At 71.8% G+C, this 22,476-nt stretch carries 26 protein-coding genes; 17 read left to right on the top strand and 9 right to left on the bottom strand.

Annotated elements, in window-relative coordinates:
* Positions 1-49 precede the first annotated feature (49 nt).
* Complete coding sequence (locus SMD20_RS15325) at positions 50-1,519, bottom strand: leucyl aminopeptidase (protein WP_329580893.1); 1,470 nt, start codon at positions 1,517-1,519, stop codon at positions 50-52.
* A 108-nt stretch (positions 1,520-1,627) separates the two neighbouring features.
* Here SMD20_RS15325 and SMD20_RS15320 point away from each other — a divergent pair, with 108 nt between their 5' ends.
* Genes SMD20_RS15320 through SMD20_RS15310 form a run of 3 tightly spaced genes read left to right on the top strand, consistent with a single transcriptional unit; the run spans position 1,628 to position 3,887 of the window.
* Complete coding sequence (locus SMD20_RS15320) at positions 1,628-1,987, top strand: GntR family transcriptional regulator (RefSeq protein ID WP_329580890.1); 360 nt, start codon at positions 1,628-1,630, stop codon at positions 1,985-1,987.
* Positions 1,984-2,967, top strand: a complete 984-nt coding sequence (locus tag SMD20_RS15315) for a hypothetical protein (RefSeq protein ID WP_329580888.1) — start codon at positions 1,984-1,986, stop codon at positions 2,965-2,967. Before SMD20_RS15320 ends, SMD20_RS15315 begins: the two co-directional genes overlap by 4 nt.
* Positions 2,964-3,887: a CPBP family intramembrane glutamic endopeptidase gene (locus tag SMD20_RS15310; RefSeq protein ID WP_329580885.1), complete on the top strand. Its 924-nt coding sequence runs from the start codon at positions 2,964-2,966 to the stop codon at positions 3,885-3,887. The genes SMD20_RS15315 and SMD20_RS15310 overlap by 4 nt, the downstream gene beginning before the upstream one ends.
* Before the next feature lie 24 nt (positions 3,888-3,911).
* Here the strand turns inward: SMD20_RS15310 and SMD20_RS15305 are convergent, their stop codons facing one another.
* On the bottom strand, positions 3,912-4,880 hold the full coding sequence (locus SMD20_RS15305; protein ID WP_329580883.1) for an adenosylcobinamide-GDP ribazoletransferase: 969 nt from the start codon (positions 4,878-4,880) through the stop codon (positions 3,912-3,914).
* A 33-nt stretch (positions 4,881-4,913) separates the two neighbouring features.
* On the opposite strand from SMD20_RS15305, the gene SMD20_RS15300 reads away from it, so the two are divergent.
* The gene (locus SMD20_RS15300) at positions 4,914-5,714 is read left to right on the top strand and encodes an ABC transporter ATP-binding protein (RefSeq protein WP_329580880.1); all 801 of its coding nucleotides are present in this window, start codon (positions 4,914-4,916) and stop codon (positions 5,712-5,714) included.
* 9 nt (positions 5,715-5,723) lie between these two features.
* On the opposite strand, the gene SMD20_RS15295 is transcribed toward SMD20_RS15300, so the two are convergent.
* Positions 5,724-6,713, bottom strand: coding sequence for a bifunctional adenosylcobinamide kinase/adenosylcobinamide-phosphate guanylyltransferase (locus SMD20_RS15295; RefSeq protein WP_329580876.1), 990 nt, complete (start codon positions 6,711-6,713; stop codon positions 5,724-5,726).
* A 118-nt stretch (positions 6,714-6,831) separates the two neighbouring features.
* Here SMD20_RS15295 and SMD20_RS15290 point away from each other — a divergent pair, with 118 nt between their 5' ends.
* The gene (locus tag SMD20_RS15290; protein WP_091076403.1) at positions 6,832-7,038 is read left to right on the top strand and encodes a hypothetical protein; all 207 of its coding nucleotides are present in this window, start codon (positions 6,832-6,834) and stop codon (positions 7,036-7,038) included.
* A gap of 78 nt (positions 7,039-7,116) precedes the next feature.
* Here SMD20_RS15290 and SMD20_RS15285 read toward each other — a convergent pair whose 3' ends face one another.
* On the bottom strand, positions 7,117-8,118 hold the full coding sequence (locus SMD20_RS15285) for an aldo/keto reductase family protein (protein ID WP_329580871.1): 1,002 nt from the start codon (positions 8,116-8,118) through the stop codon (positions 7,117-7,119).
* Positions 8,119-8,175: 57 nt separating this feature from the next.
* Between SMD20_RS15285 and SMD20_RS15280 the strand changes: the two genes are divergently transcribed.
* Positions 8,176-9,165: an SMI1/KNR4 family protein gene (locus SMD20_RS15280; RefSeq protein WP_329580868.1), complete on the top strand. Its 990-nt coding sequence runs from the start codon at positions 8,176-8,178 to the stop codon at positions 9,163-9,165.
* Between the two features lie 113 nt (positions 9,166-9,278).
* On the opposite strand, the gene SMD20_RS15275 is transcribed toward SMD20_RS15280, so the two are convergent.
* Positions 9,279-9,863, bottom strand: coding sequence for a DUF3043 domain-containing protein (locus tag SMD20_RS15275; RefSeq protein ID WP_329592567.1), 585 nt, complete (start codon positions 9,861-9,863; stop codon positions 9,279-9,281).
* 152 nt (positions 9,864-10,015) lie between these two features.
* Between SMD20_RS15275 and SMD20_RS15270 the strand changes: the two genes are divergently transcribed.
* The 6 genes from SMD20_RS15270 to SMD20_RS15245 are packed head-to-tail and all read left to right on the top strand — an operon-like array spanning position 10,016 to position 14,627.
* Entirely contained in the window at positions 10,016-10,828 is an 813-nt protein-coding gene (locus tag SMD20_RS15270) for a PspA/IM30 family protein (RefSeq protein ID WP_329580866.1), read from the top strand.
* Positions 10,825-11,103: a PspA-associated protein PspAA gene (gene pspAA / locus SMD20_RS15265; protein WP_329580863.1), complete on the top strand. Its 279-nt coding sequence runs from the start codon at positions 10,825-10,827 to the stop codon at positions 11,101-11,103. Before SMD20_RS15270 ends, pspAA begins: the two co-directional genes overlap by 4 nt.
* 5 nt (positions 11,104-11,108) lie before the next feature.
* Positions 11,109-12,008 (top strand): zinc metalloprotease HtpX, encoded by a 900-nt coding sequence (gene htpX / locus SMD20_RS15260; RefSeq protein WP_329580860.1) that lies wholly within the window; start codon positions 11,109-11,111, stop codon positions 12,006-12,008.
* Positions 12,009-12,013: 5 nt separating this feature from the next.
* On the top strand, positions 12,014-12,571 hold the full coding sequence (pspAB, locus tag SMD20_RS15255; protein WP_329580858.1) for a PspA-associated protein PspAB: 558 nt from the start codon (positions 12,014-12,016) through the stop codon (positions 12,569-12,571).
* A gap of 25 nt (positions 12,572-12,596) precedes the next feature.
* Positions 12,597-13,958 (top strand): alpha/beta hydrolase, encoded by a 1,362-nt coding sequence (locus SMD20_RS15250; RefSeq protein WP_329580856.1) that lies wholly within the window; start codon positions 12,597-12,599, stop codon positions 13,956-13,958.
* Positions 13,959-13,979: 21 nt separating this feature from the next.
* Positions 13,980-14,627, top strand: a complete 648-nt coding sequence (locus tag SMD20_RS15245) for an SIMPL domain-containing protein (protein WP_329580853.1) — start codon at positions 13,980-13,982, stop codon at positions 14,625-14,627.
* Between the two features lie 7 nt (positions 14,628-14,634).
* Here the strand turns inward: SMD20_RS15245 and nadA are convergent, their stop codons facing one another.
* Positions 14,635-15,786 (bottom strand): quinolinate synthase NadA, encoded by a 1,152-nt coding sequence (gene nadA, locus SMD20_RS15240; RefSeq protein ID WP_329580850.1) that lies wholly within the window; start codon positions 15,784-15,786, stop codon positions 14,635-14,637.
* 179 nt (positions 15,787-15,965) lie between these two features.
* On the opposite strand from nadA, the gene erpA reads away from it, so the two are divergent.
* Both erpA and SMD20_RS15230 read left to right on the top strand, forming a co-directional pair.
* Positions 15,966-16,319 (top strand): iron-sulfur cluster insertion protein ErpA, encoded by a 354-nt coding sequence (erpA, locus tag SMD20_RS15235; protein WP_242381778.1) that lies wholly within the window; start codon positions 15,966-15,968, stop codon positions 16,317-16,319.
* Positions 16,320-16,417: 98 nt separating this feature from the next.
* Positions 16,418-17,404, top strand: a complete 987-nt coding sequence (locus SMD20_RS15230; RefSeq protein WP_329580845.1) for a carbohydrate kinase family protein — start codon at positions 16,418-16,420, stop codon at positions 17,402-17,404.
* A gap of 63 nt (positions 17,405-17,467) precedes the next feature.
* Here SMD20_RS15230 and SMD20_RS15225 read toward each other — a convergent pair whose 3' ends face one another.
* The 3 genes from SMD20_RS15225 to SMD20_RS15215 all read right to left on the bottom strand — a co-directional run bounded on the left by SMD20_RS15225 (position 17,468) and on the right by SMD20_RS15215 (position 19,333).
* Positions 17,468-17,896 carry a CBS domain-containing protein gene (locus SMD20_RS15225; protein ID WP_329580842.1) on the bottom strand — a complete coding sequence of 143 codons (429 nt, stop codon included), beginning with the start codon at positions 17,894-17,896 and terminating at the stop codon, positions 17,468-17,470.
* 61 nt (positions 17,897-17,957) lie between these two features.
* Positions 17,958-18,203, bottom strand: a complete 246-nt coding sequence (locus SMD20_RS15220) for a sulfurtransferase TusA family protein (RefSeq protein WP_026214000.1) — start codon at positions 18,201-18,203, stop codon at positions 17,958-17,960.
* Positions 18,200-19,333, bottom strand: a complete 1,134-nt coding sequence (locus SMD20_RS15215; protein ID WP_329580837.1) for a cysteine desulfurase family protein — start codon at positions 19,331-19,333, stop codon at positions 18,200-18,202. Before SMD20_RS15215 ends, SMD20_RS15220 begins: the two co-directional genes overlap by 4 nt.
* A gap of 151 nt (positions 19,334-19,484) precedes the next feature.
* On the opposite strand from SMD20_RS15215, the gene ctaC reads away from it, so the two are divergent.
* From ctaC to SMD20_RS15200, 3 genes are read left to right on the top strand one after another with little or no spacing between them, the layout of a single operon-like run.
* Positions 19,485-20,312: an aa3-type cytochrome oxidase subunit II gene (ctaC, locus tag SMD20_RS15210; protein WP_442942485.1), complete on the top strand. Its 828-nt coding sequence runs from the start codon at positions 19,485-19,487 to the stop codon at positions 20,310-20,312.
* Positions 20,309-22,006, top strand: coding sequence for an aa3-type cytochrome oxidase subunit I (gene ctaD, locus SMD20_RS15205; protein ID WP_329580831.1), 1,698 nt, complete (start codon positions 20,309-20,311; stop codon positions 22,004-22,006). The genes ctaC and ctaD overlap by 4 nt, the downstream gene beginning before the upstream one ends.
* Complete coding sequence (locus SMD20_RS15200) at positions 22,006-22,419, top strand: cytochrome c oxidase subunit 4 (RefSeq protein ID WP_329580828.1); 414 nt, start codon at positions 22,006-22,008, stop codon at positions 22,417-22,419. The genes ctaD and SMD20_RS15200 overlap by 1 nt, the downstream gene beginning before the upstream one ends.
* Positions 22,420-22,476: the final 57 nt, after the last annotated feature.

Here is a 22,476-nt window from a genome sequence, read left to right as displayed (position 1 = left end):
GAAGGCTCCTTGGTCGGGGTGTTCGTGATGGCTCATCTTTTCATCTGTTTCAGATGCTCGCGTGCCGCTCGGCGAGTCCGATCAGGGTGCGGGTGATCGCGCCGGTGCCGCCCTTGGGGACGTATCCGTACGGCTCGCCCTTGTTGAACGCGGGTCCGGCCATGTCGATGTGGGCCCAGCGGACGCCGTCCGGCACGAACTCCTTGAGGAAGATGCCGGCGGTCAGCATGCCGCCGAAGCGCTCGGGGTGGAGGTTGGCGATGTCGGCGATCGGGGAGTCGAGGCCCTTGCGCAGCTCCTCGGGCAGCGGCATGCCCCAGGCGTTCTCACCGGCGGCGCCGGCCGCCTCGACGACGAGCTCCCTGATGGCGTCGTCGTTGGCCATGACGCCGGCCGTGCGCCAGCCGAGCGCGACGATCTGCGCGCCGGTGAGGGTGGCGACGTCCACGATGAGGTCGGGGCCGTCCTCGGCGGCGCGGGCGATGCCGTCCATCAGCACCAGGCGGCCCTCGGCGTCGGTGTCGAGCACCTCGACGGTCTTGCCGCTGTAGCTGTGGAGGACGTCGGAGGGGCGCTGCGCGGTGCCGCTCGGCAGGTTCTCGGCCAGGCAGAGGTAGCCGACGGCGTTGACCGGCAGGCCGAGGCGGGCGATGCCGACCAGCGCGCCGAACACCGCGCCCGCGCCGCCCATGTCGGACTTCATCCAGTCCATGGCCGCGGACGGCTTGAGCGACAGGCCGCCCGAGTCGAAGGTGATGCCCTTGCCGACGTACGCGAGGGTCTTGGTGGCCTCGGGGTGGGTGTAGGACAGGCGGACCAGCCGCGGCGGGTTGACCGAGCCCTGGCCGACGCCGATGAGGCCGCCGTAGCCGCCGTCGCGCAGCTGCTTGTCGTCGAGCACCTCGACGCTCAGCCCCGCCTCGCCGCCCACCTGCTCGGCGATCTCGGCGAACTTGGCCGGCCACAGGTCGGAGGGCGGCGTGTTGACCAGGTCGCGGACGAGCGTGACGGACGCGGCCAGCACCTCCGCGCGCCCGGTGATGGACTCGGGCTGCCCGGAGAGCACGGTCAGCTCCGCCACGGGCTCCTTCTGGTCGCCGGTGGTGCGGTAGCGGCTGAAGGAGTAGGCGCCCAGCAGGGCGCCGAGCGCGACGGCCTCGGCCTCCTCGGGCGTGCCCGCGGGCAGGGCGAGCGCGGCGCGGGCGGTGCCGGCCAGCGAGCGGACGGCGGCGCCCGCGGCCCTGCGCAGGGCCTCGGCGTCGTAGGAGTCGCCGAGGCCGACCGCGACCAGCAGCGGGGCGGTGACGGCGCCGAAGGTGGGCAGCTTGGCCAGCTCACCGCTCTTGCCGGAGAAGGCGACCGCGCCGAGCGAGGCGGCCAGCTTGCCGCCGAAGGCCGCGTCGAGGGATTCGGCGCCCGGGGCGGGGGCCGGCCCGTCCTGGCCCGCCGTGAAGCCGACGATCAACGCGTCGGTGTCGAGGGAGACGGGATCTGCTGAGTTCAGCCGCACAGTGGTCACGTAAACCGATGCTATCCACGTCTTCTGGCTACTCACAAACAGGGGTTCATCCTACAAATCAGTGGCGGTCGCCGGTTTCTGAGACATGGTGCTAGTGTCATTAGCATCATGCTGCTGACGCTCGACCTCAACGACGCCCGTCCCCTGCACGAGCAGGTCGCGGGCGCCATCAGGCGCGCCATCGGGGAGGGCTCCTACCTCCCGGGTGACCGCCTGCCCCCCGCCAGGGACCTCGCCCAGGCGCTCGGCATCAACCCCAACACCGTGCTGCGCGCCCTGCGCGACCTGCGCGACGAGGGCCTGCTGGAGTTCCGGCGCGGCCGGGGCGTCAGCGTGGCGGGACCGGCCACCGAGCAGGTCGCGGGCCGCGCCCTGCTCGTCCAGCGCGCCAGAGAGCTGCTGGAGGAGGCCCAAAGGTACGGCTACGGCCGTGACGACCTCATCTCGATCCTGGAGGAGCTCCCATGAACCCCCGAGTGACGGCGCGAGTGACGGCGATCGGCTGGGGCCTGCTCGTGACCGCCGCGCAGACAGGGCTGCCCCTTGTGATGCGTGACCGGCTGCCCGACCCGATGGCCTCGCACTGGGGCCTCGGCGACCGGCCCGACAGCTCGCAGTCCTTCACCGCCTACGTGCTCATGGTGACGCTGTTCTGGGTGGTGCCCTGGATCGTGGCACTGGTCACGGCCGTCGAAGGGCGGACGCTGGCCCGCAGGCAGGGCCGCATGGGCTGGTGGGGCGCGCTGTTCGGGCTGGGCGTGCTCGCCTTCGGCGTCAACCTCTCCAGCGTCCTCGCCAACCTCGACGCCACCGACTGGACGCAGGCCACGCTCGGCTTCGTGCACCCGCTGCTGGTCATCGCCGTCGCGCTCGCCACCGCCGTGCTCGCGGGCTACCTGGGCAGGGGCGGGCCGGACGAGTTCCCCGACGAGCGCCGGGAGCCGCCGAGCCTGCGGCTGCGGCCGGGCCAGCGGGCCGTCTGGGTCGGTTACGTGTTCAACCCCTGGCTGGCCCTGATCACCGTGGCCGACGCCGCCGCCCTCCTCGTGCTCGGCGCTCTCCAGCTGCTCGGCGTGACCGACGGGAGCGTGGTGGGCCCGATCCTGCCCGGCCTGCTCATCGTCCTGGTGATCGGGCTGCTGACCACGCAGGCGTCGGTCCGCGTCAGCGGCGACCGGGTCGTCATCGGCATCGGGCTGCTGCGGGTGCCGGCCCGCCGCATCCCGCTGTCGAAGATCGCGTCGGCCTGGTCGGAGGAGCGCTACCCCAGCCAGGTCGGCGGATGGGGCTTCCGTGGCCTGCCCGGCGGGGCCACGATCATGCTGCGCGGCGGCGAGTGCCTGGTCATCGGCTACCGGTCCGGCGGCCGGCTGGCCGTCAGCGTCGACGACGCCGCGCGCGGCGCCTCCCTCATCAATGCCCTCATCGCGGAGCGGGTGGAATCATGAAAAAGCCTCTCATCGTCTTCCTCGTCCTCGCCTTCGGGCTCTCCTGGGCGGCGGCGCTGCCCGTCTGGCTCGGCGGCGGGCTCGGCTCGCCGCTGACCACCGTGGCGGCCACGCTGATGATGTTCACGCCCGCCGTGGGCGTGCTCGGGGCGTGGGCGCTCACCCGCGCGCCGCTCCGTCAGTGGGCCAGGGAGACCGGGCTCACGCTCGGCGACCGCAAGGGCCGCACCGGCCGGTACGTCCTCGGCGCCTGGATCGGGGTGCCCCTGCTGATCTTCGCGGCGCTGGGGCTCAGCGTCGCGATCGGGCTCATGGCCCTGGACCTGGACGAGCTGGGCCTGCTGCGCGAGGTGTACGAGTCGCGCGGCGTGCCCGTCCCCGACGACCTCGGGCAGATGTTCGCGCTGCAGTTCGTGCTCGGCGTGGTCGCCGGGCCCCTGCTGAACGCCATCCCGGCGCTCGGCGAGGAGTGGGGCTGGCGCGGCTGGCTGCTGCCCCGGCTCGTCGACGCGGGCGGTGTCCTGCCCGGGCTGCTGCTGTCGGGCGTGATCTGGGGGCTCTGGCACGCGCCGCTCACCCTGCTCGGCTACAACTACCCGCGGCTCGGGTCGTGGGCGGCGCTGTTCTTCGTCGGGTTCTGCGTGCTGGCCGGGGTGCTGTTCGGCTGGCTGCGGCTGCGCACCGGGAGCGTGTGGCCCGCCGTGGTGGCCCACGGCTCGCTGAACGCCGTCGCCGCCAACGCCCTCCTGCTCGGCGACCCCGCCTCGCCGCCGAACGAGGTGCTGGCCGGGATCACCGGGCTGGTGGGGTGGGTGCTGCTCGCGGTGGTCGGCGCGGTGCTGCTCCGGTTCGCCCCGCCCCGCCCGCCCGTCCCGCCCGCGCCTCAGGAGCCCGCGCCCGCGGCCGAGCCCGCCGTCTGAGCCCGCCGTCTGAATCCGGCCGGCTCAGCCCATGACGGCGTACGCCACCAGCGTCGCCGCCGTGGCGGTCTCCACCAGCGCGCCCAGGACGTCGCCGGTGATCCCGCCGAGGCGGCGGCGGGCCCGCCGGAGCAGCGCCAGAGCGGCCAGCAGGCCGGCGAGCAGAGCGATCGGCAGGGCGAGGAGCGCCGGCAGGCCCAGGCCCCATCCCACGGTCCCCTCGGCGGTGATGACCCCGTCGGACGCCATCGCTCCGAGCCCCCACCCTGAGTCGGTCCCCGTAACGCTTTCGAGGTAGTCGGCGAGTCCGGTGAAGGACTGGCCGGGCTCAGGGGCCCGCTCGTCCGCGCCGGTCAGCCACCCGGCGACGGCCGACGCCCACGTACGGGGCGCCCCGTCCCAGGTCCCGGCGTCGACGCTCAGCCCGAGGCCCGCGAAGGCGAGCAGCGCGGCCAGGGTGACGAGCCAGGGGGCGGCCGGGCGTACCGATCCGGCGACCGCCGCCCCCAGCCCCTCGGGCCGGGCGGCGGGCACCCTCGGCCGGCAGGCCCAGGTCAGCGCCAGCCGTCCCGCCACGCAGGCGGTCACCAGGGCCGCGTACCCCGTGGCCGTGCCCGCCAGCGCCGCCACCTCCACGAGCAGCACGAGCAGCAGCGTCATCACGCCGAACGGCCCGATGTCCGACTTTTTCATGATGCCGAGCGCCTGATCGGCGGGCTTGCCGCTGCCCAGGCCGTCGGCCAGGTCGGCCAGCCCGTCCAGGTGCAGGCCACGGGTCAGCAGCGCGAGCAGTCCGACCGCCAGGGCCGCGCCGAGCAGCGGGGGAGCGGGCAGGAGCAAGGGCAGCCCGGCGACCGCGCCGAGCACCAGCCCGATGACCGGCGCCAGCGTCATCGCCTGCCCCGCGACCTGCCGGTCCACCCGCTCGACGCGGACGGGGAAGACGCTGAGCGTGCCGACCGCGAACCGCAGTCCGTCCATGAGGCGCCGCATGGCGGACGATCCTAGGGCCACTAGGGTGGCGGGATGCACGTGGTTGAACTCGAAGACGTAGCGGTCCGGGTCACCGGCAAGACACTGCTGGACGGCGTGGACTGGCAGGTGGACTACGGCGACCACTGGGTCGTTCTCGGCCCCAACGGCGCGGGCAAGACGACGCTGCTCTCGCTCGCCGCCGCCGTACGGCACCCCAGCGCGGGCACGGTCAAGGTGCTCGGCCACCGGCTCGGCCGGGTCGACCTGCGCGAGCTGCGCCGCCACCTCGGCCTGGTCGCGGCCAGCCAGCGCCTCGTCGACGAGGGGCTGATGGAGGAGGAGGGGGCGACCGCCCTCACCGTGGTGCTCACCGGCCACACGGGCACGAGCGCGCCCTTGTGGGACAAGTACGGCGACTCCGAGCGTGAGCGGGCCCACCGGCTGCTCGCCGACCTGGGCTGCAAGGACCTCGCCGACCGGCCGTTCCGCGTGTGCTCCCAGGGGGAGCGGGCCCGGATCCGGGTCGCGAGGGCGCTCATGGCCGATCCCGCGGTGCTGCTGCTCGACGAGCCGTTCGCGGGGCTCGACCTGCCGGCCCGCGAGGACCTCATCACCGCCGTCGAGGACCTCGCCGCCACCCGGCCCGTCCTCACCACCATCACCGTCACGCACCACCTGGAGGAGGTGCCGGCGACGACCACGCACGCCATGCTCATGCGCGACGCCAGGGTGCTGGCCGCCGGGCCGGTGTCCGGCGTGCTCACGCCGGCCAACCTCTCCGAGTGCTTCGGCCGGCCCCTGCACGTGGACCGGCTCGACGGCCGCTGGTACGCCCGCGCCCTCCGCCCCTGACCGGCCCTCTCACAGCTCCAGGACGCGGCCCGCGACGACGAGGGCGACGTACTCCGACTCGGCGGCGAGCCGTTCGTTCAGCCGCCCGAGCGCGTCGCGGAAGGCGCGCCCGCTGGCCGTGGCCGGCACCACGCCCATCCCCACCTCGTCCGACACCGCCACCACCGCCTGTGGCGCCTGCCGCCAGGCGGCCACCAGCTCGTCGCACCGCCGCAGGACCGGCGCCCGGTCGCCCTCCCACGCCCCGTGCTCGTCGAACACCGCCGCCAGCCACGTGCCGAGACCGTCGACGAGCAGCGGCGTGGTGGCCCCGGAGAGGGCCGCGACCAGATCCGTGGTCTCGACGGTGTCCCAGTGCGCGGGCCGGCGCTCCCGATGCGCCCGTACGCGGGCCGCCCACTCGCCGTCCCCCGCGCCCCCGGGGCCGGTGGCGACATAGGTCACGTACGGCTCCGCCGCCAGCCGCAGCTCGGCCTCGGCCGACTTGCCCGAACGCGACCCGCCCAGCAGCAACGCCCGCCGCCACGCTTGCTGGCCCGCTCCCGTCGCGGGCGTCCGCAGCACGGTGCCGTCCGGCACGGACAGGGCGCCCCACAGGCGCAGCCGCCTGTCCAGCTCCGCCTCCGAGCGGATCCGGTGGTCGAGCCCGACGGCCACCGCCGCGGCCGCCGGATGCGTACGCCGCAGCCGCCCGAGGCGTTCCGGCCGGTCGAGCAGGTCGATGAGGACCAGGTCGAGCCGGTCGGGCAGGTCCGCGGGGAGCTCCAGCCCCGGAGGCACGCACAGCAGCGTCCCGCCGTCCGGGCCGGTCAGCCCGAGCCCGCCGCCCCAGGCGCGATAGCCGGGCGGCACATCGGCGAAGGGGAAGGGGACACGCCCGTCCACCAGCACCTCGAACGGGCGGCGACGACCCGCGGGCAGCCCGTCGCAGGACAGGCAGGAGACGCAGCGGCAGCCGGGCTCGGGCCGGCCCGCCGTGCCGGAGAGAAGCACTTCCACCGCGCCGAGCGTACAGAGAGCCCGCCCGGCGCCGCCCGCTGCGGGCGGTCGTTCACGGGTAGGGTTCCATTGCCGTCGGAAGGCGCGCCGGCGAACCCGCGGAGAAGGAGCGTGTGGCATGACATGGCGGTGGCGTTACGAGAACGCAAGTGGTGGTGAGGTGACGGACCGCCCTTTGCCGCGAGAGGTCTTCCCCAGCCAGGCGGACGCGGAGTCCTGGCTCGGCGAGAACTGGCGTGACCTGCTCGAGTCGGGCGTCGAACAGGTGGCTCTGCTCGACGAGGACCGCGTCGAGTACACAGGTTTGTCGTTGCGCCAGGAGTGAAGCTCCCGAACTGAGGAAAACCCCTTGGGCCCGGCCGCGGCCCAAGGGGTTCTTGCTGTGTTCAGCGCCTGACGGGGGTCACGCCCGGGGGCGGGGGCTCGTGGTCTTGGCCGGGTCGCGCTCGACGATCGGGCCGAGCGCGTCGTCGATGCGCCGCAGCACGTCCTGGTCCAGCTTGACGCCCGCCGCCTTGACGTTGTCGCGCACCTGCTCGGGACGGCTCGCGCCGACGATCGCGCTGGAGACGTTGGGGTTCTGCAGCACCCAGGCGATCGCCAGCTGCGCCATGCTGAGACCGAGGTCGGCGGCGACCGGCTTGAGCTCCTGCACGCGGGTCAGCACGTCGTCGTTCATGAACCGGGCGATCATCGCGCTGCCGCCCGCGGCGTCGGTGGCCCTGGAGCCCTCCGGCGGCTGCCGGCCGGGCAGGTACTTCCCGGTCAGCACGCCCTGAGCGATCGGCGACCAGACGATCTGGCCCACGCCCTCCTTCTCGCTCAGCGGCACGATCTCGCTCTCGATGACCCGCCAGAGCATCGAGTACTGCGGCTGGTTGGAGACGATGCGGTCGAAGCCCATCTCGTCGGCGATCTTCAGCGCCTGGGCGATCTGGTCGGCGGTCCACTCGCTGACGCCGACGTAGAGCACCTTGCCCTGGCGGACGAGGTCGTCGAACGTCTTGAGCGTCTCCTCGAGCGGCGTCTCGTGGTCGAAGCGGTGCGCCTGGTAGAGGTCGACGTAGTCCGTCTGGAGGCGGCGCAGGGAGGCGTTGATGGACTCGGTGATGTGCTTGCGGGACAGGCCGCGGTCGTTCTGGCCGGGGCCGGTCGGCCAGTAGACCTTGGTGAAGATCTCCAGCGACTCCCTGCGCACGCCCTTCAACGCCCGGCCGAGCACTTCCTCCGCCTTGGTGCCGGCGTAGACGTCCGCGGTGTCGAACGTGGTGATGCCCTCGTCGAGAGCCGCCTGCACGCACTGCTTGGCGGCGTCCTCCTCGACCTGGGAGCCGTGCGTGAGCCAGTTGCCGTAGCTGATCTCGCTGACCTTGAGACCGCTGCGACCGAGGTGTCGGAATTCCATAGGTCCGACCTTAATCCCGGCACATGGGGTGATCGGTTTCGGGATAGGGTGCGCGACGTGCTGAAGCTCGTACGGCTGGCGCTGACGGCGGCAGTCCTGACCGCGATCGCGATCCGGCTGCGCCGCCGGGCCCGCCTGCCGGAGCGGCGTACGGAGCCTGCGCGTACGCCCCGGGGCGGGTCCGTGAGCAACGCGCGGATGGGACTGGTCTGGGCGGGCATCGCGGCGCTCGTGGCGCTGGTCCTGACCCTCGCCCTGATCCCGGGGGAGACCCTGGGCGTCACCTCGGCCTCGCCGACCCCCGTCGCGGGCGCGACCGCCACGCAGGGGACGCCCGGCGTCGCCGTGCCCACGGACACCTCTGGACCGCTCCGGCCCGCCACGACTCCGCAGGCGACGGACCCCGCGGCGACGCCGACGCCGCAGGTGGGCGGGAGCGCCTGCGCGCCCGTCTCCCGGCCGGTGGAAGTGCGGCCGATCGACCCCGCCGTGCGGCGGGCCGTGAACCGGCAGTGGCGGCGCGTCGAGCGCTGGCTCAGGGCGAACGCCCCTCGCACCTACCGCACGCTGGCCGGCCCCGGCCGGGCCCGTACGATCGCCGTCGCCGAGGCCCAGATGGGCGTGGACCTCCCCGACGACCTGCGCGCCTCCCTCCTGCGCCACAACGGATCGCGGGGCAGGTGGGCGTTCGGGCTCGGGTTCTGGGCGGACGGTTCCGCCAACCTCGGCATCCGGCAGATCAGGGACTCGTGGCGGCTGCTGTGCGGCCGGTCCGCCGCGGGCGGCTGGGAGGGCACGTGGATCCCGTTCCTCGCCACGACAGGCTCGGCCACGTCCGCGCCGTCGTACGCCGTGGCCGACGCCGTGGGCGGCGGGCTGCTCTGGGAGGGCGCGGACGGCGGCATGACCCCGCGCATGCCGTCCTACTACGTGCTGGTGCGAGCCGTCGCCGACGCCCTGGAGCAGGGCACGCCGCTCGACGGCCGGCGACCGGTCGTGGTCCGCGGCGTCCTGCGCTGGCAGGCGGAGAACCCGCCGCGCGGTTGACGCCCGAGGCGGCGGCGACCCGCCCCGGTGATCGAGGTGACCTCCCGTCGAGGGCCGCGCCCCCCACGAGGAGCGCTCGGGCTCCTCGTCCGCGGTCCCCGTACAGAGGATCTCTAGCGCTTCGGGGGGACCGGCTTGCCGCCGGGCGCCACCGTGGGCGGCGGGAAGCGCAGCTTGCGGATCTGCAGCGCCCGCATGGCGGCGTAGAAGCCCACGCCCTTGACGCTCTCGTCGGGCAGCTTGCTCGCCACCTCCCGCTTCACCTTCCAGGCGACGTAGACGCCGGTGACCACCACGCCGATCATCATGATCGGCCAGCCGACGGCGATCACGATGTTGAGCACCGCCGCGCGGATCTCGGTGGGCCACGGCACCCAGGTGGCCAGCAGGATCAGTAGCGAGAACGGCAGGAAGTACTGGCTCGGCAGCCGCCGGGAGTCGACCCAGTCACGCGCGAACTTGCGCGCCGGGCCCTTGTCCCTGGCCGGGAGATAGCGCTCGTCACCAGCGAGCATGCCCTTGCGGGCGCGATCACGCTCGGCGGCCTGCTTGGCCCGCATCTGCCGGTAGGCCTCTTTGCGGTCCTTCGGCGCGTGCACGGGCTGGCGCCGGCGGCTCTCCTGATCGCGGCGCTTGGGTGTGGGACGTCCTTTACCCTGGGGCTTAGGATCGTCAACGGGGACGGGGGAGTCGTCCACTGAGGTCTGGGAACGGCGTCGCAACACGACGTCAACCCTACCTGGACTGCAACTTAGTGACGCCCCCGTGCGTTATGCGTAGGGTAATCCCAAGGCGGCTGCGCTGCATTGGGTGAACACCAGCACGACCTAGAAGGGGACGGCCGACGCGCATGAGCGTGATGAAGAGACTTTCGATGATCTTCAAGTCGAAGGCCAACAAGGCCTTGGACAAGATGGAGGATCCGCGCGAGACCCTTGACTACTCCTACCAGCGGCAACTGGAGCTGCTGCAGAAGGTGCGCAGGGGTGTGGCCGACGTGGCCACGTCGCGTAAGCGGGTGGAGCTGCAGCTCAACGGCCTTGAGCAGTCCTCCAGGAAGCTTGAGGAGCAGGGGCGCAAGGCGCTGTCGGTCGGGCGCGAGGATCTCGCGCGCGAGGCGCTGCAGCGGCGTTCCGGCATTCAGAGCCAGATGGCCGACCTCAAGATCCAGCACGACAACCTGCAGGCCGAGGAGGAGAAGCTGACCACGGCTTCCCAGCGGCTGCAGGCCAAGGTGGACGCCTTCCGTACGAAGAAGGAGACCATCAAGGCCACCTACACCGCCGCCGAGGCGCAGACGCGCATCAACGAGGCGTTCTCCGGCATCTCCGAGGAGATGGGCGACGTCGGCCTGGCGATCCAGCGCGCCGAGGACAAGACGGCGCAGATGCAGGCTCGCGCGGGCGCGATCGACGAGCTGCTGGCCAGTGGCGCGCTCGACGACGTCACCGGCAGCCGCGGCGACGACATCCAGGCCGAGCTCGACCGCATGGGCGGCGGCATGGACGTCGAGCTGGAGCTGGCCAGGATGAAGGCCGAGCTCGGCCAGGGCCCGGCCCCGCAGTCCGCGATCGAGCAGGGCCAGCCCCAGCAGCAGGCCCAGCCGCACCAGCAGGGCCAGGGTCAGACCCAGCACCTGCGTCAGCCCGGGGAGAACGCATGATCGTCAGAATCATGGGCGAGGGTCAGATCGAGATCTCGCCCGACGACATCGCCGTGCTCAACGAGCTCGACAGCGAGCTCGAAGCCGCCATCGAGACCGGCGACGAGAAGGCGTTCCGCGTCAAGCTGCACGCGCTGCTCGACAAGGTGCGCCATGTGGGCAAGTCCCTGCCGGACGACAGCCTTGAGCCGTCAGAGCTGATCCTTCCCCCCGCGGACGCCTCGATCGAGGAAGTCCGGGAGATGCTGGGCGACCAGGGCCTCATTCCGGGCTGAGCGCCGTGCGCACGCGTTTCGCGCCCGACAGCGGGCTCACCCGCCGGATGGTCGTGACGATGTTCCTGCTCGGGTTGCTCTACGTGGTGTTCGTCGGCGCCCTGATCGCCCTCGGCGTCCAGGCGCTGACCGTGCTGGTGGTGGCCGGCCTCCTGCTGCTGGCGCAGTACTTCCTGTCCGACCGCATCGCCCTGTTCGCGATGCACGGGCGGGAGGTCTCGCCGGAGGAGGCCCCCGAGCTGCACGGCATGATCGACCGGCTGTGCGCGCTGGCCGACATGCCCAAGCCGCGCGTGGCGATCGCGGATTCCGACGTCCCCAACGCGTTCGCCACCGGCCGCAACCAGAAGAACGCCGTCGTCTGCGTGACGACCGGCATCCTGCGGCGCCTGGAGCCGCGGGAGCTCGAAGGGGTGCTCGCGCACGAGTTGTCGCACGTCGCGCACCGCGACGTGGCGGTGATGACGATCGCGTCGTTCCTCGGCCTCGTGGCCGGCCTCATGACCCGCTTCGCGCTCTACAGCGGGCTCGGTGGCCGGCGCAACAACGGCCAGGGCGGCGTCCCGGTCGGCGCGATCATCCTGCTCGTCTCGGTCCTCGTGTACGCCGTCAGCTTCCTGCTCACCCGCGCCCTGTCGCGCTACCGTGAGCTGGCCGCCGACCGCGCGGGCGCGCTGCTCACGCAGCGTCCGTCCGAGCTGGCCAGCGCGCTGACGAAGATCAGTGGTGAGATGGCCAGGATCCCGACCCGCGACCTGCGCGAGGCGTCGGCGTTCAACGCCTTCTACTTCGCCCCGGCGCTGTCCGGCGGTCAGTCGATCGCGGCCCTGTTCTCCACCCACCCATCGCTGGAGCGCCGGCTGGAGCAGCTCGCCGGCATCTCCGCGCAGCTCGGAAGGGGTTGAGCCACATGGGCTGGCTCGATGCGCTGCTCGGCCGGTCGAAGCCGGCCAAGCCCGACCTCGATGCGCTGTTCGCGCTGCCGTCGGCCGCCGTGACGCTCCAGGCGGCGACCGGGCTCGCGCCCACCGGCCTCGGCTCGGTGGCCTTCCGCGCCGCCGAGGGCGGCGCCTTCGCCACGCTCGAACGTGACGTCAAGGCGCTGCTCGGCGAGCGCGTGGTGCAGAGCGACGACGGTTACGGCTACACGTGGCTGCTGGTCAGCCGGCCGCCGGAGGCGGTCGCCGACCTGGTCACCGAGTTGCACGCGGTCAACTCCTCGCTGGAGGGCGCCGGGTTCGGCGCGTCGCTGCTGTGCTCGCTGGTGTCCTTCGCCGATCCCGAGGGGCGCCGGGTCGCCGTGGTCTATCTCTACAAGCGGGGAACGTTCTACCCGTTCGCGCCGCTGCCCGGACAGAAGCGCGACAACGCGCTCGAACTCCAGGTCAGAGGGGTGCTGGAGGGCGAGCTGCCGCTTGAGTCCGATCTGGGTAGATGGTTCCCGGTATGGGGTGCTCCAGGGGTGTAATCACCTTTAGTGGTTCAATCGTCACGTGGAGCGACGATTGTGCGTGCTTGCGGCCACGGCGTTCATCGTGGCGGCCGTGCTGGGCAGCGCCTGGATCACCGGCCAGTTCACGACGCCGGCGGTGGACCGTGCCAACGGCTACGTCAGCGAGCTCGCCGCCCGTGACCAGCCGTGGACGCGCCTGTTCCGGGTGAGCGACGCGCTCGCGGGGCTGGCCTGCCTGCTCGGCGTGGCGCTGGTGCCGCGCGTGGAGGGGGAGGGGCCGGGGTGGGCGGCGCTGGCCGCGTACGGGCTGCTCCTGGCGGTGGGGGCGGCGCTGCCGCTGGACTGCGCGGTGCTCAGCGATCCCGGCTGCGGCGAGACCTGGCCGCCGCCGGGCCGGCTGGCGCACCTGGCGGCCGGAGCGCTGTGCACGGCCTCGGCGTTGTCCGCCATGGCGTTGCTCGCGGCGCGGTGGCGGGCCCGTACGGCCTGGGTGATGACCGCCCTGGCGGTCGCCGCCACGGCGCTGGTCGGCCTCGCGCTGGCCGCGGGGCGCGGCGCGGGCATCGCCGACCGCGCCCTGCTCACGCTCGTCGCCGTCTGGCTGGTGTACGTGGCGCTGCGCCTGCTCGTCGCCGACTGGCCGGTCACCGCGCACGGCCCCCCGCACGTGATCGAGGAGGGCGACGGGCCCGCGGTGCTCGTCACCGGCGGCCAGGCGGGCGCCTGGTTCCACTGGGACGCGGTGGCGCGCGGGCTGGCCGGCGCTCGCCGGGTCATCCGCTTCGACCGGCCGGGGCTCGGGTTGAGCCCGCGCTCGCCGGCCCCGCCCAGCCTGTACGCCGAGGCCGCCCGCCTGGCCGCGCTCGCGCCCGCGCACCCCGAACGGGTCACCGTCGTCGCCCAGGGGGTGGCGTGCTGGCACGCGGAGGCGTTCGCGCGGCTGCATCCGCTGTGTGTGGCGGCGCTCGTGCTCGTCGAGCCGGCCTGCCCGGACCGGCGGCAGCCGCCCGCGGCCGCGTACGCGCTCGGCCGGTGCCTGCCCGCGCTCGGCGGGACGTGGGGCGCGGCGGCGCTGGCCCGCCTGACCGGCCCGGCCGCGCACCGGCGGCTGACCGGGATGCCGGACCCGCACGACGTCTACCGCATGGGCAAGGTGCCCGCCGCGGTGGCGGGGGAGTGGCTGGCCCGCCGCGGCATGGCCGCCGACCTGCGCCGCCTGCGCGAGGACAAGCCGCTGCCCGAGGTGCCGGTGACCGTGCTCGCCGCGCGCCGCGACGACGGCTGCGCCGGGCGGCTGGCCGCAGAGCTGGGCGGCCGGCTGGTCCGCGCGCCGCACGCCCGCCGCCGCCTCCAGCTCCGCGACCCCCGGATGATCGTGGACGCGGTCCTGGCCACGGGATGAGCGGCAGGCGACAATGACGGCGTGCCCGGCCGAGCCGTACCGGAGTCCTGGGAGGACGCCATCGTGGACATCACCGTCGTCGGGGAGGGCGCGGTCCTGGCCGCGCCGGACGTCCTGCGCCTGTTCGCGGGCGTCGAGGCCCGCAGGCAGTCGGCCGCGGAGGCGTTCACCGCGGCCCGCGCCGCCGCCGCCCGCCTGGCCGGGGCGCTGCGCGAGGAGGGCGTCGCGGACGAGGACGTACGCACCGTCGAGCTGTCGCTCGGCCCCGAGTACGAGTCCTACCCCAAGGTGTCGGCCTACCGCGCCGCGCAGGGCGTCGAGGTCGTGGTGCGCGACCTGGCGCGGGCCGACCGGGTGATCGACACGGTCGCCGGGGTCGGCGAGGAGGCCCGGCTGAACGGGGTGGCGTTCGAGGTGTCGGACCCGGCCGCCGCCCTCGCCGAGGCGAGGACGCGGGCCTTCCGCGACGCCGCCGCCAAGGCCGCGAGATACGCCGAGCTGGCCGGCCGCCCGCTGGGCCGGGTGGTGGCGGTCTCCGAGGACGTCAGGGGCGGCCCGCAGCCGCTGGCGTTCGCGGCCGCGGGCGTCGCCGAGGACCGGTCCTCGCTCGCCCCCGGCCGCCAGAGCCTCGCGGTGACGGTCAGGGTCGGCTACGAGTTCGGCCAGTGACGAGTGGCTACGGCAGGGCGAGCATCCGGTCCAGGGCGACCCGCGCCCAGTGGGCGGTGTCGGGGTCGACCGTGATCCGGTTGACGACCTCGCCCAGCACCAGCGACTCCAGCGCCCACACCAGGTGGGGCAGGTCGATCCGGTTCATGGTCGAGCAGTAGCAGACCGTACGGTCCAGGAACGAGACGTTCTTGTCGGGGAACATCCCCGCCAGCCGCTTGACCAGGTTGAGCTCGGTGCCGATGGCCCAGCTCGACCCGGCGGGTGCGGCCTCCAGCGTCTTGATGATGTACTCGGTGGAGCCGACCTGGTCGGCCTTGAGCACGACCTCGTGCCGGCACTCGGGGTGCACCAGGACGTTGACGCCGGGGATGCGGGCCCGTACGTCGTCGACCGACTCGGCGGTGAAACGGCCGTGCACCGAGCAGTGGCCGCGCCAGAGGATCATCTTCGCCCGGTCGAGCTGCTCGCGGGTCAGGCCGCCGTTCGGCCGGTGCGGGTTCCACACCACGCAGTCGTCGAGCGTCATGCCCATCTCCAGGACCGCCGTGTTGCGTCCGAGGTGCTGGTCGGGCAGGAACAGCACCTTCTCGCCCCGCTCGAAGGCCCAGTCGAGGGCCCGGCGGGCGTTGGAGGAGGTGCAGACGACGCCGCCGTTGCGGCCGCAGAACGCCTTGATGTCGGCGCTGGAGTTCATGTACGTGACCGGCACCACCCGCTCGGCCAGCCCGGCGTCCTCCAGCGCCTCCCAGCACTCCTCGACCTGGTCGAAGGTCGCCATGTCGGCCATCGAACAGCCGGCCGCCAGGTCCGGCAGGACGACCTTCTGGGCGTCGCCGGTGAGGATGTCGGCCGACTCGGCCATGAAGTGCACGCCGCAGAAGACGATGTACTCCGCCTCCGGCCGCGCCGCCGCCTGCTGCGCGAGCTTGAAGGAGTCGCCCGTCACGTCGGCGAACTGGATGACCTCGTCGCGCTGGTAGTGGTGGCCGAGCACGAACAGCCGCTCGCCCAGCGCCTCCTTGGCCTTGCGGGCGCGCTCCACCAGCCCCGGGTCCGAGGCGGGCGGCAGCTCGCCGGGGCAGTCGACGCCCTGCTCGCTGTGCGGATCGGCGCCCCGGCCGAGCACGAAGAGCGGAAGCCCAGTCTGGGTGGCCATGGCCACACTCCCCTCATGAGGCACTTATCGTCAGAAAGACGATACTCACTATGACACACGGGGGAAGCCCGTTGTTCCCTGAGGTGGGGGACCCGGGAATGTGTGGCATGGCCCGGGTGTTGGTAGCGTCATTAGGTAGGACGTCGAGAACAAGACAGCCCAGTTAGGGAGTCAGCGAGATGACGGTTGAGAGCAGCGAGACCACGACGCAGGGCCTGATCCTGACCGACGCGGCCGCCGCGAAGGTCAAGAGCCTGCTTGAGCAGCAGGGCGAGGAGGGGCTGCAGCTTCGGGTCGCGGTGCAGCCGGGCGGTTGCTCCGGCCTGCGCTACCAGCTCTTCTTCGACGATCGTTCGATGGACGGCGACGTCGTGTCGGAGTTCGGCGGCGTCAACGTGGTCACCGACCGGATGAGCGCTCCTTATCTCATGGGCGCCTCCATCGACTTCGTCGACACGATCGAGAAGCAGGGGTTCACCATCGACAACCCCAACGCCACCGGCTCCTGCGCCTGTGGCGACTCGTTCAACTAGCCGATGCCGCCAGGGTCCCGCTCGCCTTTGTGCGTGCGGGACCCTGGCGTATTCTCGTGGGGCTTATTGGCTTGCTGACAACGAGGAAGAAGAATCCCGTGCGCATCGCCGTCACCGGCTCCATCGCGACAGACCATCTGATGACGTTCCCCGGCAGTTTCGGCGAGCAGCTCATCGCCGAACAGCTCGACCGGGTGTCACTGTCGTTCCTGGTCGACGATCTGCAGATCCGGCGCGGCGGCTGCGCCGCCAACATCGCCTTCGGCATGGGCTGCCTCGGCCTGCGGCCCGTCCTGGTGGGAGCCGTCGGCAACGACTTCGCCGACTACCGGTCCTGGCTGGAGCGCCACGGGGTCGACTGCGACTCCGTGCACGTCTCCGAGACCCAGCACACGGCGCGCTTCCTGTGCACCACCGACGAGCACCACAACCAGATCGCCTCGTTCTACACCGGGGCGATGGCCGAGGCGCGGCTCATCGAGCTCAAGCCGGTGGCCGACCGCCTCGGCGGGCTCGACCTCGTGCTCATCAGCCCCAATGACCCCGACGCGATGCTGCGGCACACCGACGAGTGCCGCCAGCGCGGCATCCCGTTCGCGGCCGACATCTCCCAGCAGCTCGCCCGCATGGAGGACGGCCAGATCCGCCAGCTCGTCGACGGCGCCGCCTACCTGTTCTCCAACGACTACGAGAAGGGCCTGATCGAGCAGAAGACCGGCTGGTCCGACGAGGAGATCCTGGCCAGGGTCGGCGTGCGGATCACCACGCTCGGCCCCAAGGGCGCCGTCATCGACCGCGCCGGCGAGCCCTCCATCCAGGTCGCGCCCTCGCCCGAGCGGGGCAAGGCCGACCCCACCGGCGTCGGCGACGCCTTCCGTGCCGGCTTCCTGGCCGCGCTGGCCTGGGGCCTGCCGCTGGAGCGCTGCGGCCAGGTCGGCAACCTCACCGCCACGCACGTGCTGGAGCGGGTGGGCGGCCAGGAGTACGAGCTCGGCCAGGCGGCCTTCCTGGAGCGCTTCGCCGCCGCCTACGGCGCGGACGCCGCGGCCGAGGTCGGCGCGCACGTCCGCTGCCACCACCCGTAGCCGCGCCCGCTCCGGAACATGAGAAACGCCCCCGCCCGAGGCGGGGGCGTTCGGTGCGACTCCTCAGTCGCCGCCGTACACCCGGTGCACGAACTCGGCGAGCTGGTCGTCAGGCAGGTGCTTGGCCAGGTCGGCCTCGCTGATCATGCCGACGATCCGGTCGCCGTCCATCACCGGCAGGCGCTTGATGCGGTGCTCCTCCATGCGCGCCAGCGCCTCCTCGACGCTGGTGTCCGCGCTCACCCACACCAGGCCCGTCGCCAGCTCGCCGGCCGTCACCTGCGACGGATCGTGGCCCGCCGCCACGCACTTCACCACGATGTCGCGGTCGGTGATGATGCCCGTCACCCGCTCGTCCGGCCCGCACACCGGCAGCGCGCCCACGCCGTGGGAGCGCATCATCTGCGCCGCCCGGTCGAGCGTCTCGTGCGCGCCGATGCACTCGGCTCCCGTGCTCATCACGTCGCGGGCGGTCTCGTTCCCGCTGGTCATGGCTCACCCCCGGTCGGTCTGCTTCCGTACGAGGAGCCCCTACCCACCCAAACCGGATAAATCAGTAATTGCGCCTCACGTGTATCGCCCAGCCGCCCCCCGGCAGCTCGTACGAGCCCACATGGCGGTGCGACTTCAGCCGGCACCAGGCCGGCACGTCGTTGTAGGCCGCCGGATCGTCGGCCAGCACCGCGACCACCGCGTTCAGCGGCACGGCGTTGATCTGCTCGGCCAGCATGATGATCGGGATCGGGCACTTCTTGCCGAGCGCGTCGATCGTCAAAGCCGGCTGCGTAACCTCGGTCATGCGACTCCTGCGTCCTGGCGGATGCGGCGCACCAGCTCGGGCAGCACGCCGAGGAACCTGTCGACCTCGGCCGCCGAAGCGCCCCTGGGCAGTGACACCCGGACATTGCCATGCGTGAGCACGCCCATCGCTTCGAGGACGTGCGATGGACGAAGCGTACTAGCGGTGCACGAGCTCCCGGACGACACGGCGAAGCCCGCCCGGTCGAGCTCGGTGAGCAGGGCCTCGCCGTCGACGTAGAGACAGGAGAAGGTGACGATGTGCGGCGCCCGGTCCACCGGGTCGCCGATCACCTCCACGTCCGGGACGATCCCCGGCACCGTCTCCCTGATCCTGTCCACCAGCGCCGACAGCCGCGCCTGCTCCTCGGCCGCCTCGGCGGCCGTCGCGCGCAGCGCCGCCGCGGCGGCCACGATCGCCGGGACGTTCTCGAAGCCCGGCACCCGCCGCCGCTCCCGCTCGTCCTCCGGCAGGAACGAGCGGAACCTGGTGCCCTTGCGCACCACCAGCACGCCCACCCCGGGCGGGCCGCCCCACTTGTGCGCGCTGGCGGTCAGCACCGACCAGCCCGAGGGGATCGGCATGCGCCCGGCCGTCTGGGCGGCGTCCACCAGCAGGGGCACGCCGTGCTCGCGGCAGGCCGCGGCGGCCTCGGCGACCGGCTGCGCCGTGCCCACCTCGTGGTTGGCCGTCTGCAGGCAGGCCAGGGCGGTGCCCGGCTGAGCCACGGCCGCCGCGAAGCGGGCGGGATCGACCCGGCCGGTCAGGCCGACGCCCACGGTCTCGACCGTGCCGCCCTCGCGTTCGTGCAGCTGGGCCGCGTGCAGCACGCTGGAGTGCTCGACCGCGGAGACCACCAGGTGGCGTCCGGCCCTGCGCCTTCCGTGTAGGGTGCCGAGGACGCCGAGATGCACGGCCTGCGTGCCGGACGCGGTGAACGACACCTCGTCCGCGCGTGCGCCGAGCACCTCGGCGACCTCCGTGCGGGCCTGCTCCAGCAGCAGGTGCGCGCGGCGGGCCTGGCCGTACAGTCTCGCGGGATCGGCCCAGCCGACGTCGATAGCCGCCAGCAGCGCCTCGCGCGCCTGCGGGTGGAGCGGCTCGCTCGAGGCCGCGTCGAAATACGCCACGAGACCAATCGTCCCACTTGCGGCACCACTGAGGGGTCGCGCGGTGGGGCGGGCCACCTGCACGCTAATGTGTTCTGCATTCAGTTGTGCATGGGAAATACGAGCACCCGAGGGAAAGACCCTTGGGCTTCATCTGTGGGGTAGGCGATCCGTGAGTCCGACTCGCCGTACGCGGCGTTCGTTGGCCCGGCGCAGGGTGCCACGCGCCGCCGCTCTGGCGTTGCTGCTGGCCACTGCTACGGCGTGTGCTAATGACGTGCCCGAGGCCAACTGGTCTCGTGGCTTGCTTCCCGACCACGTCACCGAGCAGGGCGGCATAGTCCAGTCCCTGTGGAACGGGGCCTGGATCGCCGCGCTCGCCACGGGCGCCGTCGTCATCGTCCTGATTCTGTGGGCTTCCTTCTTCCACCGGAAGCGCCGGGCCAAGGCCGACCTGCCGCCGCAGGTGCGCTACAACCTGCCGATCGAGATGCTCTACACCTTGATCCCGCTGGTCATGGTCTCGGTGTTCTTCTTCTTCACCGCCCGCGACAGCGAGGCCCTGGCCAAGGTGAGCGGCAGCGCGCCCGTCAAGGTCAAGGTGGAGGCGTTCCAGTGGAGCTGGCGCTTCACGACGACGTACAACGGCAAGACCACGCAGCCGGTGGCCGGCACGCCGGTGCACGACTACCACCAGGGCCCGCAGCTCGTCCTCCCGGTTGACCAGGAGATCGAGTTCGACCTGCAGACGGACGACGTCATCCACTCCTTCTGGGTGCCGGAGTTCCTGTTCAAGCGTGACATCATCCCCGGCATCCCCGAGGGCAACCCGGGCCGGAAGTTCCAGGTCAAGACCCTGAAGAAGACGGGCGTCTTCGCCGGGCGCTGCGCCGAGCTGTGCGGTGTCGACCACAGCCGCATGCTGTTCTCCGTCAAGCTCGTCTCGCAGCAAGAGTTCGACCAGTACATCGCGACAAACCAGGCTGGGAGCGCCCAGTGACCGCCATCCAAGAACCACCGGTCCGCACCGCGGTCGTCCGGCCCGTCACCAAGGGCCAGATCATCGCGAAGTGGATGTCGTCCACTGATCACAAGATCATTGGGCACATGTACCTCATCACGTCGTTCGCGTTCTTCCTGATCGGCGGCGTGATGGCGCTGATCATGCGGGCGGAGCTGGCGCAGCCGGGGCTGCAGTTCACCAGCAACGAGCAGTTCAACCAGCTGTTCACGATGCACGGCACGATCATGCTGCTCATGTTCGCGACGCCGCTGTTCGCGGGCTTCGCCAACGAGCTCATGCCGCTGCAGATCGGCGCCCCCGACGTGGCCTTCCCGCGGCTCAACATGGTGAGCTACTGGCTCTACCTGTTCGGCAGCATCATCGCGGTCTCCGGCTTCTTCACCCCGGGCGGCGCGGCCTCCTTCGGCTGGTTCGCCTACACCCCGCTGTCCAATGCGATCAACTCGCCCGGCATCGGCGGCGACCTGTGGCTCATGGGCCTCGCGCTGTCCGGTCTCGGCACGATCCTCGGCGCGGTCAACTTCATCACCACGATCATCTGCATGCGCGCCCCCGGCATGACGATGTTCCGGATGCCGATCTTCACCTGGAACATCCTGCTCACCAGCATGCTCGTGCTGATGGCCTTCCCGGTGCTGGCCGCCGCGCTGCTCGCGCTGGAGGCCGACCGCAAGCTCGGCACGCACATCTTCGACTCCGAGAACGGCGGGGCGCTGCTGTGGCAGCACCTGTTCTGGTTCTTCGGGCATCCCGAGGTCTACATCATCGCGCTGCCGTTCTTCGGCATCGTCACCGAGATCCTGCCGGTCTTCAGCCGCAAGCCGATCTTCGGTTACATCAGCCTCGTGGGCGCGACCATCGCGATCGCGGGTCTGTCCATCACGGTCTGGGCGCACCACATGTTCCCGACCGGCCAGGTCCTGTTGCCGTTCTTCTCGTTCATGACGTTCCTCATCGCGGTGCCGACGGGCGTGAAGTTCTTCAACTGGATCGGCACGATGTGGCGGGGGCACCTGAGCTTCGAGTCGCCGATGCTGTTCTCGGTCGGCTTCCTGATCACGTTCCTCCTGGGCGGCCTGACGGGCGTCATCCTGGCCTCGCCGCCGCTCGACTTCCACATCAGCGACACCTACTTCGTCGTCGCCCACTTCCACTACGTGGTCTTCGGCACCGTCGTGTTCGCCATGTTCGCGGGCTTCTACTTCTGGTGGCCCAAGTTCACCGGCAAGATGCTCAACGACAAGCTGGGCAAGCTGCACTTCTGGCTGCTGTTCGTCGGCTTCCACGCCACGTTCCTGGTGCAGCACTGGCTCGGCGTGGCGGGCTTCCCGCGCCGTTACGCCGACTACAGCGCGGCCGACAACTTCACCGACCTGAACATGATCTCGTCGGTGGGCGCGTTCGTCCTCGGCCTGTCCACGCTGCCGTTCTTCTACAACGTGTGGAAGACCTGGCGCAGCGCGCCCAAGGTCACCGTGGACGACCCGTGGGGCTACGGCGGCTCGCTGGAGTGGGCCACGTCCTGCCCGCCGCCGCGGCACAACTTCACCTCGCTGCCGCCCATCCGGTCCGAGCGCCCCGCGTTCGACCTGCGTTTCCCGCACACGTCCGCACACTCGTCGCACAAGAGCGCCACGGCTGACAAGCCGGCCGGGGAGGTCGAGGCCTGATGAAGGTCCAGGGTTGGCTGTTCCTGCTGTGCGGGCTGTTCTTCGCCGGCGTCGACGTCGCCTACTGGTTCTGGACCAAGGCGTCGACGGGCGTGGGTGAGCCGGTCGGCACCACCGCGATGGCCATCTCGGTCGGCTTCGCGTTCATGGTCGGCTACTACCTGATGTTCACCGCGCGGCGCATCGGCCCGCAGCCGGAGGACAACAAGCAGGCCGACATCAGCGACGGCGCGGGCGAGATCGGCTTCTTCAGCCCGAGCAGCTGGTGGCCGCTGTTCCTGTGCCTGGCGGCGGCGTTCGCCTTCGCCGGGTTCGTGATCGGCTTCTGGATGTTCCTGATCGGGCTCTTCCTGGTGATCATGGCCATGATCGGGTTCGTCTTCCAGTACTACCGGGGCAACTTCTCGCACTGAGCGGTGCCCGGCCACGGAGCGGGCGTCTTCCCCACTTGGGGGACGGCGTCCGCTTTT

Origin of the sequence: Nonomuraea sp. LP-02, from assembly GCF_036289125.1 — a bacterium.
GTDB classification, from domain to species: Bacteria; Actinomycetota; Actinomycetes; order Streptosporangiales; family Streptosporangiaceae; genus Nonomuraea; species Nonomuraea bangladeshensis.
The sequence above is the reverse complement of the archived record's forward strand: the minus strand, read 5'-3'. Positions and strand labels throughout refer to the sequence as shown.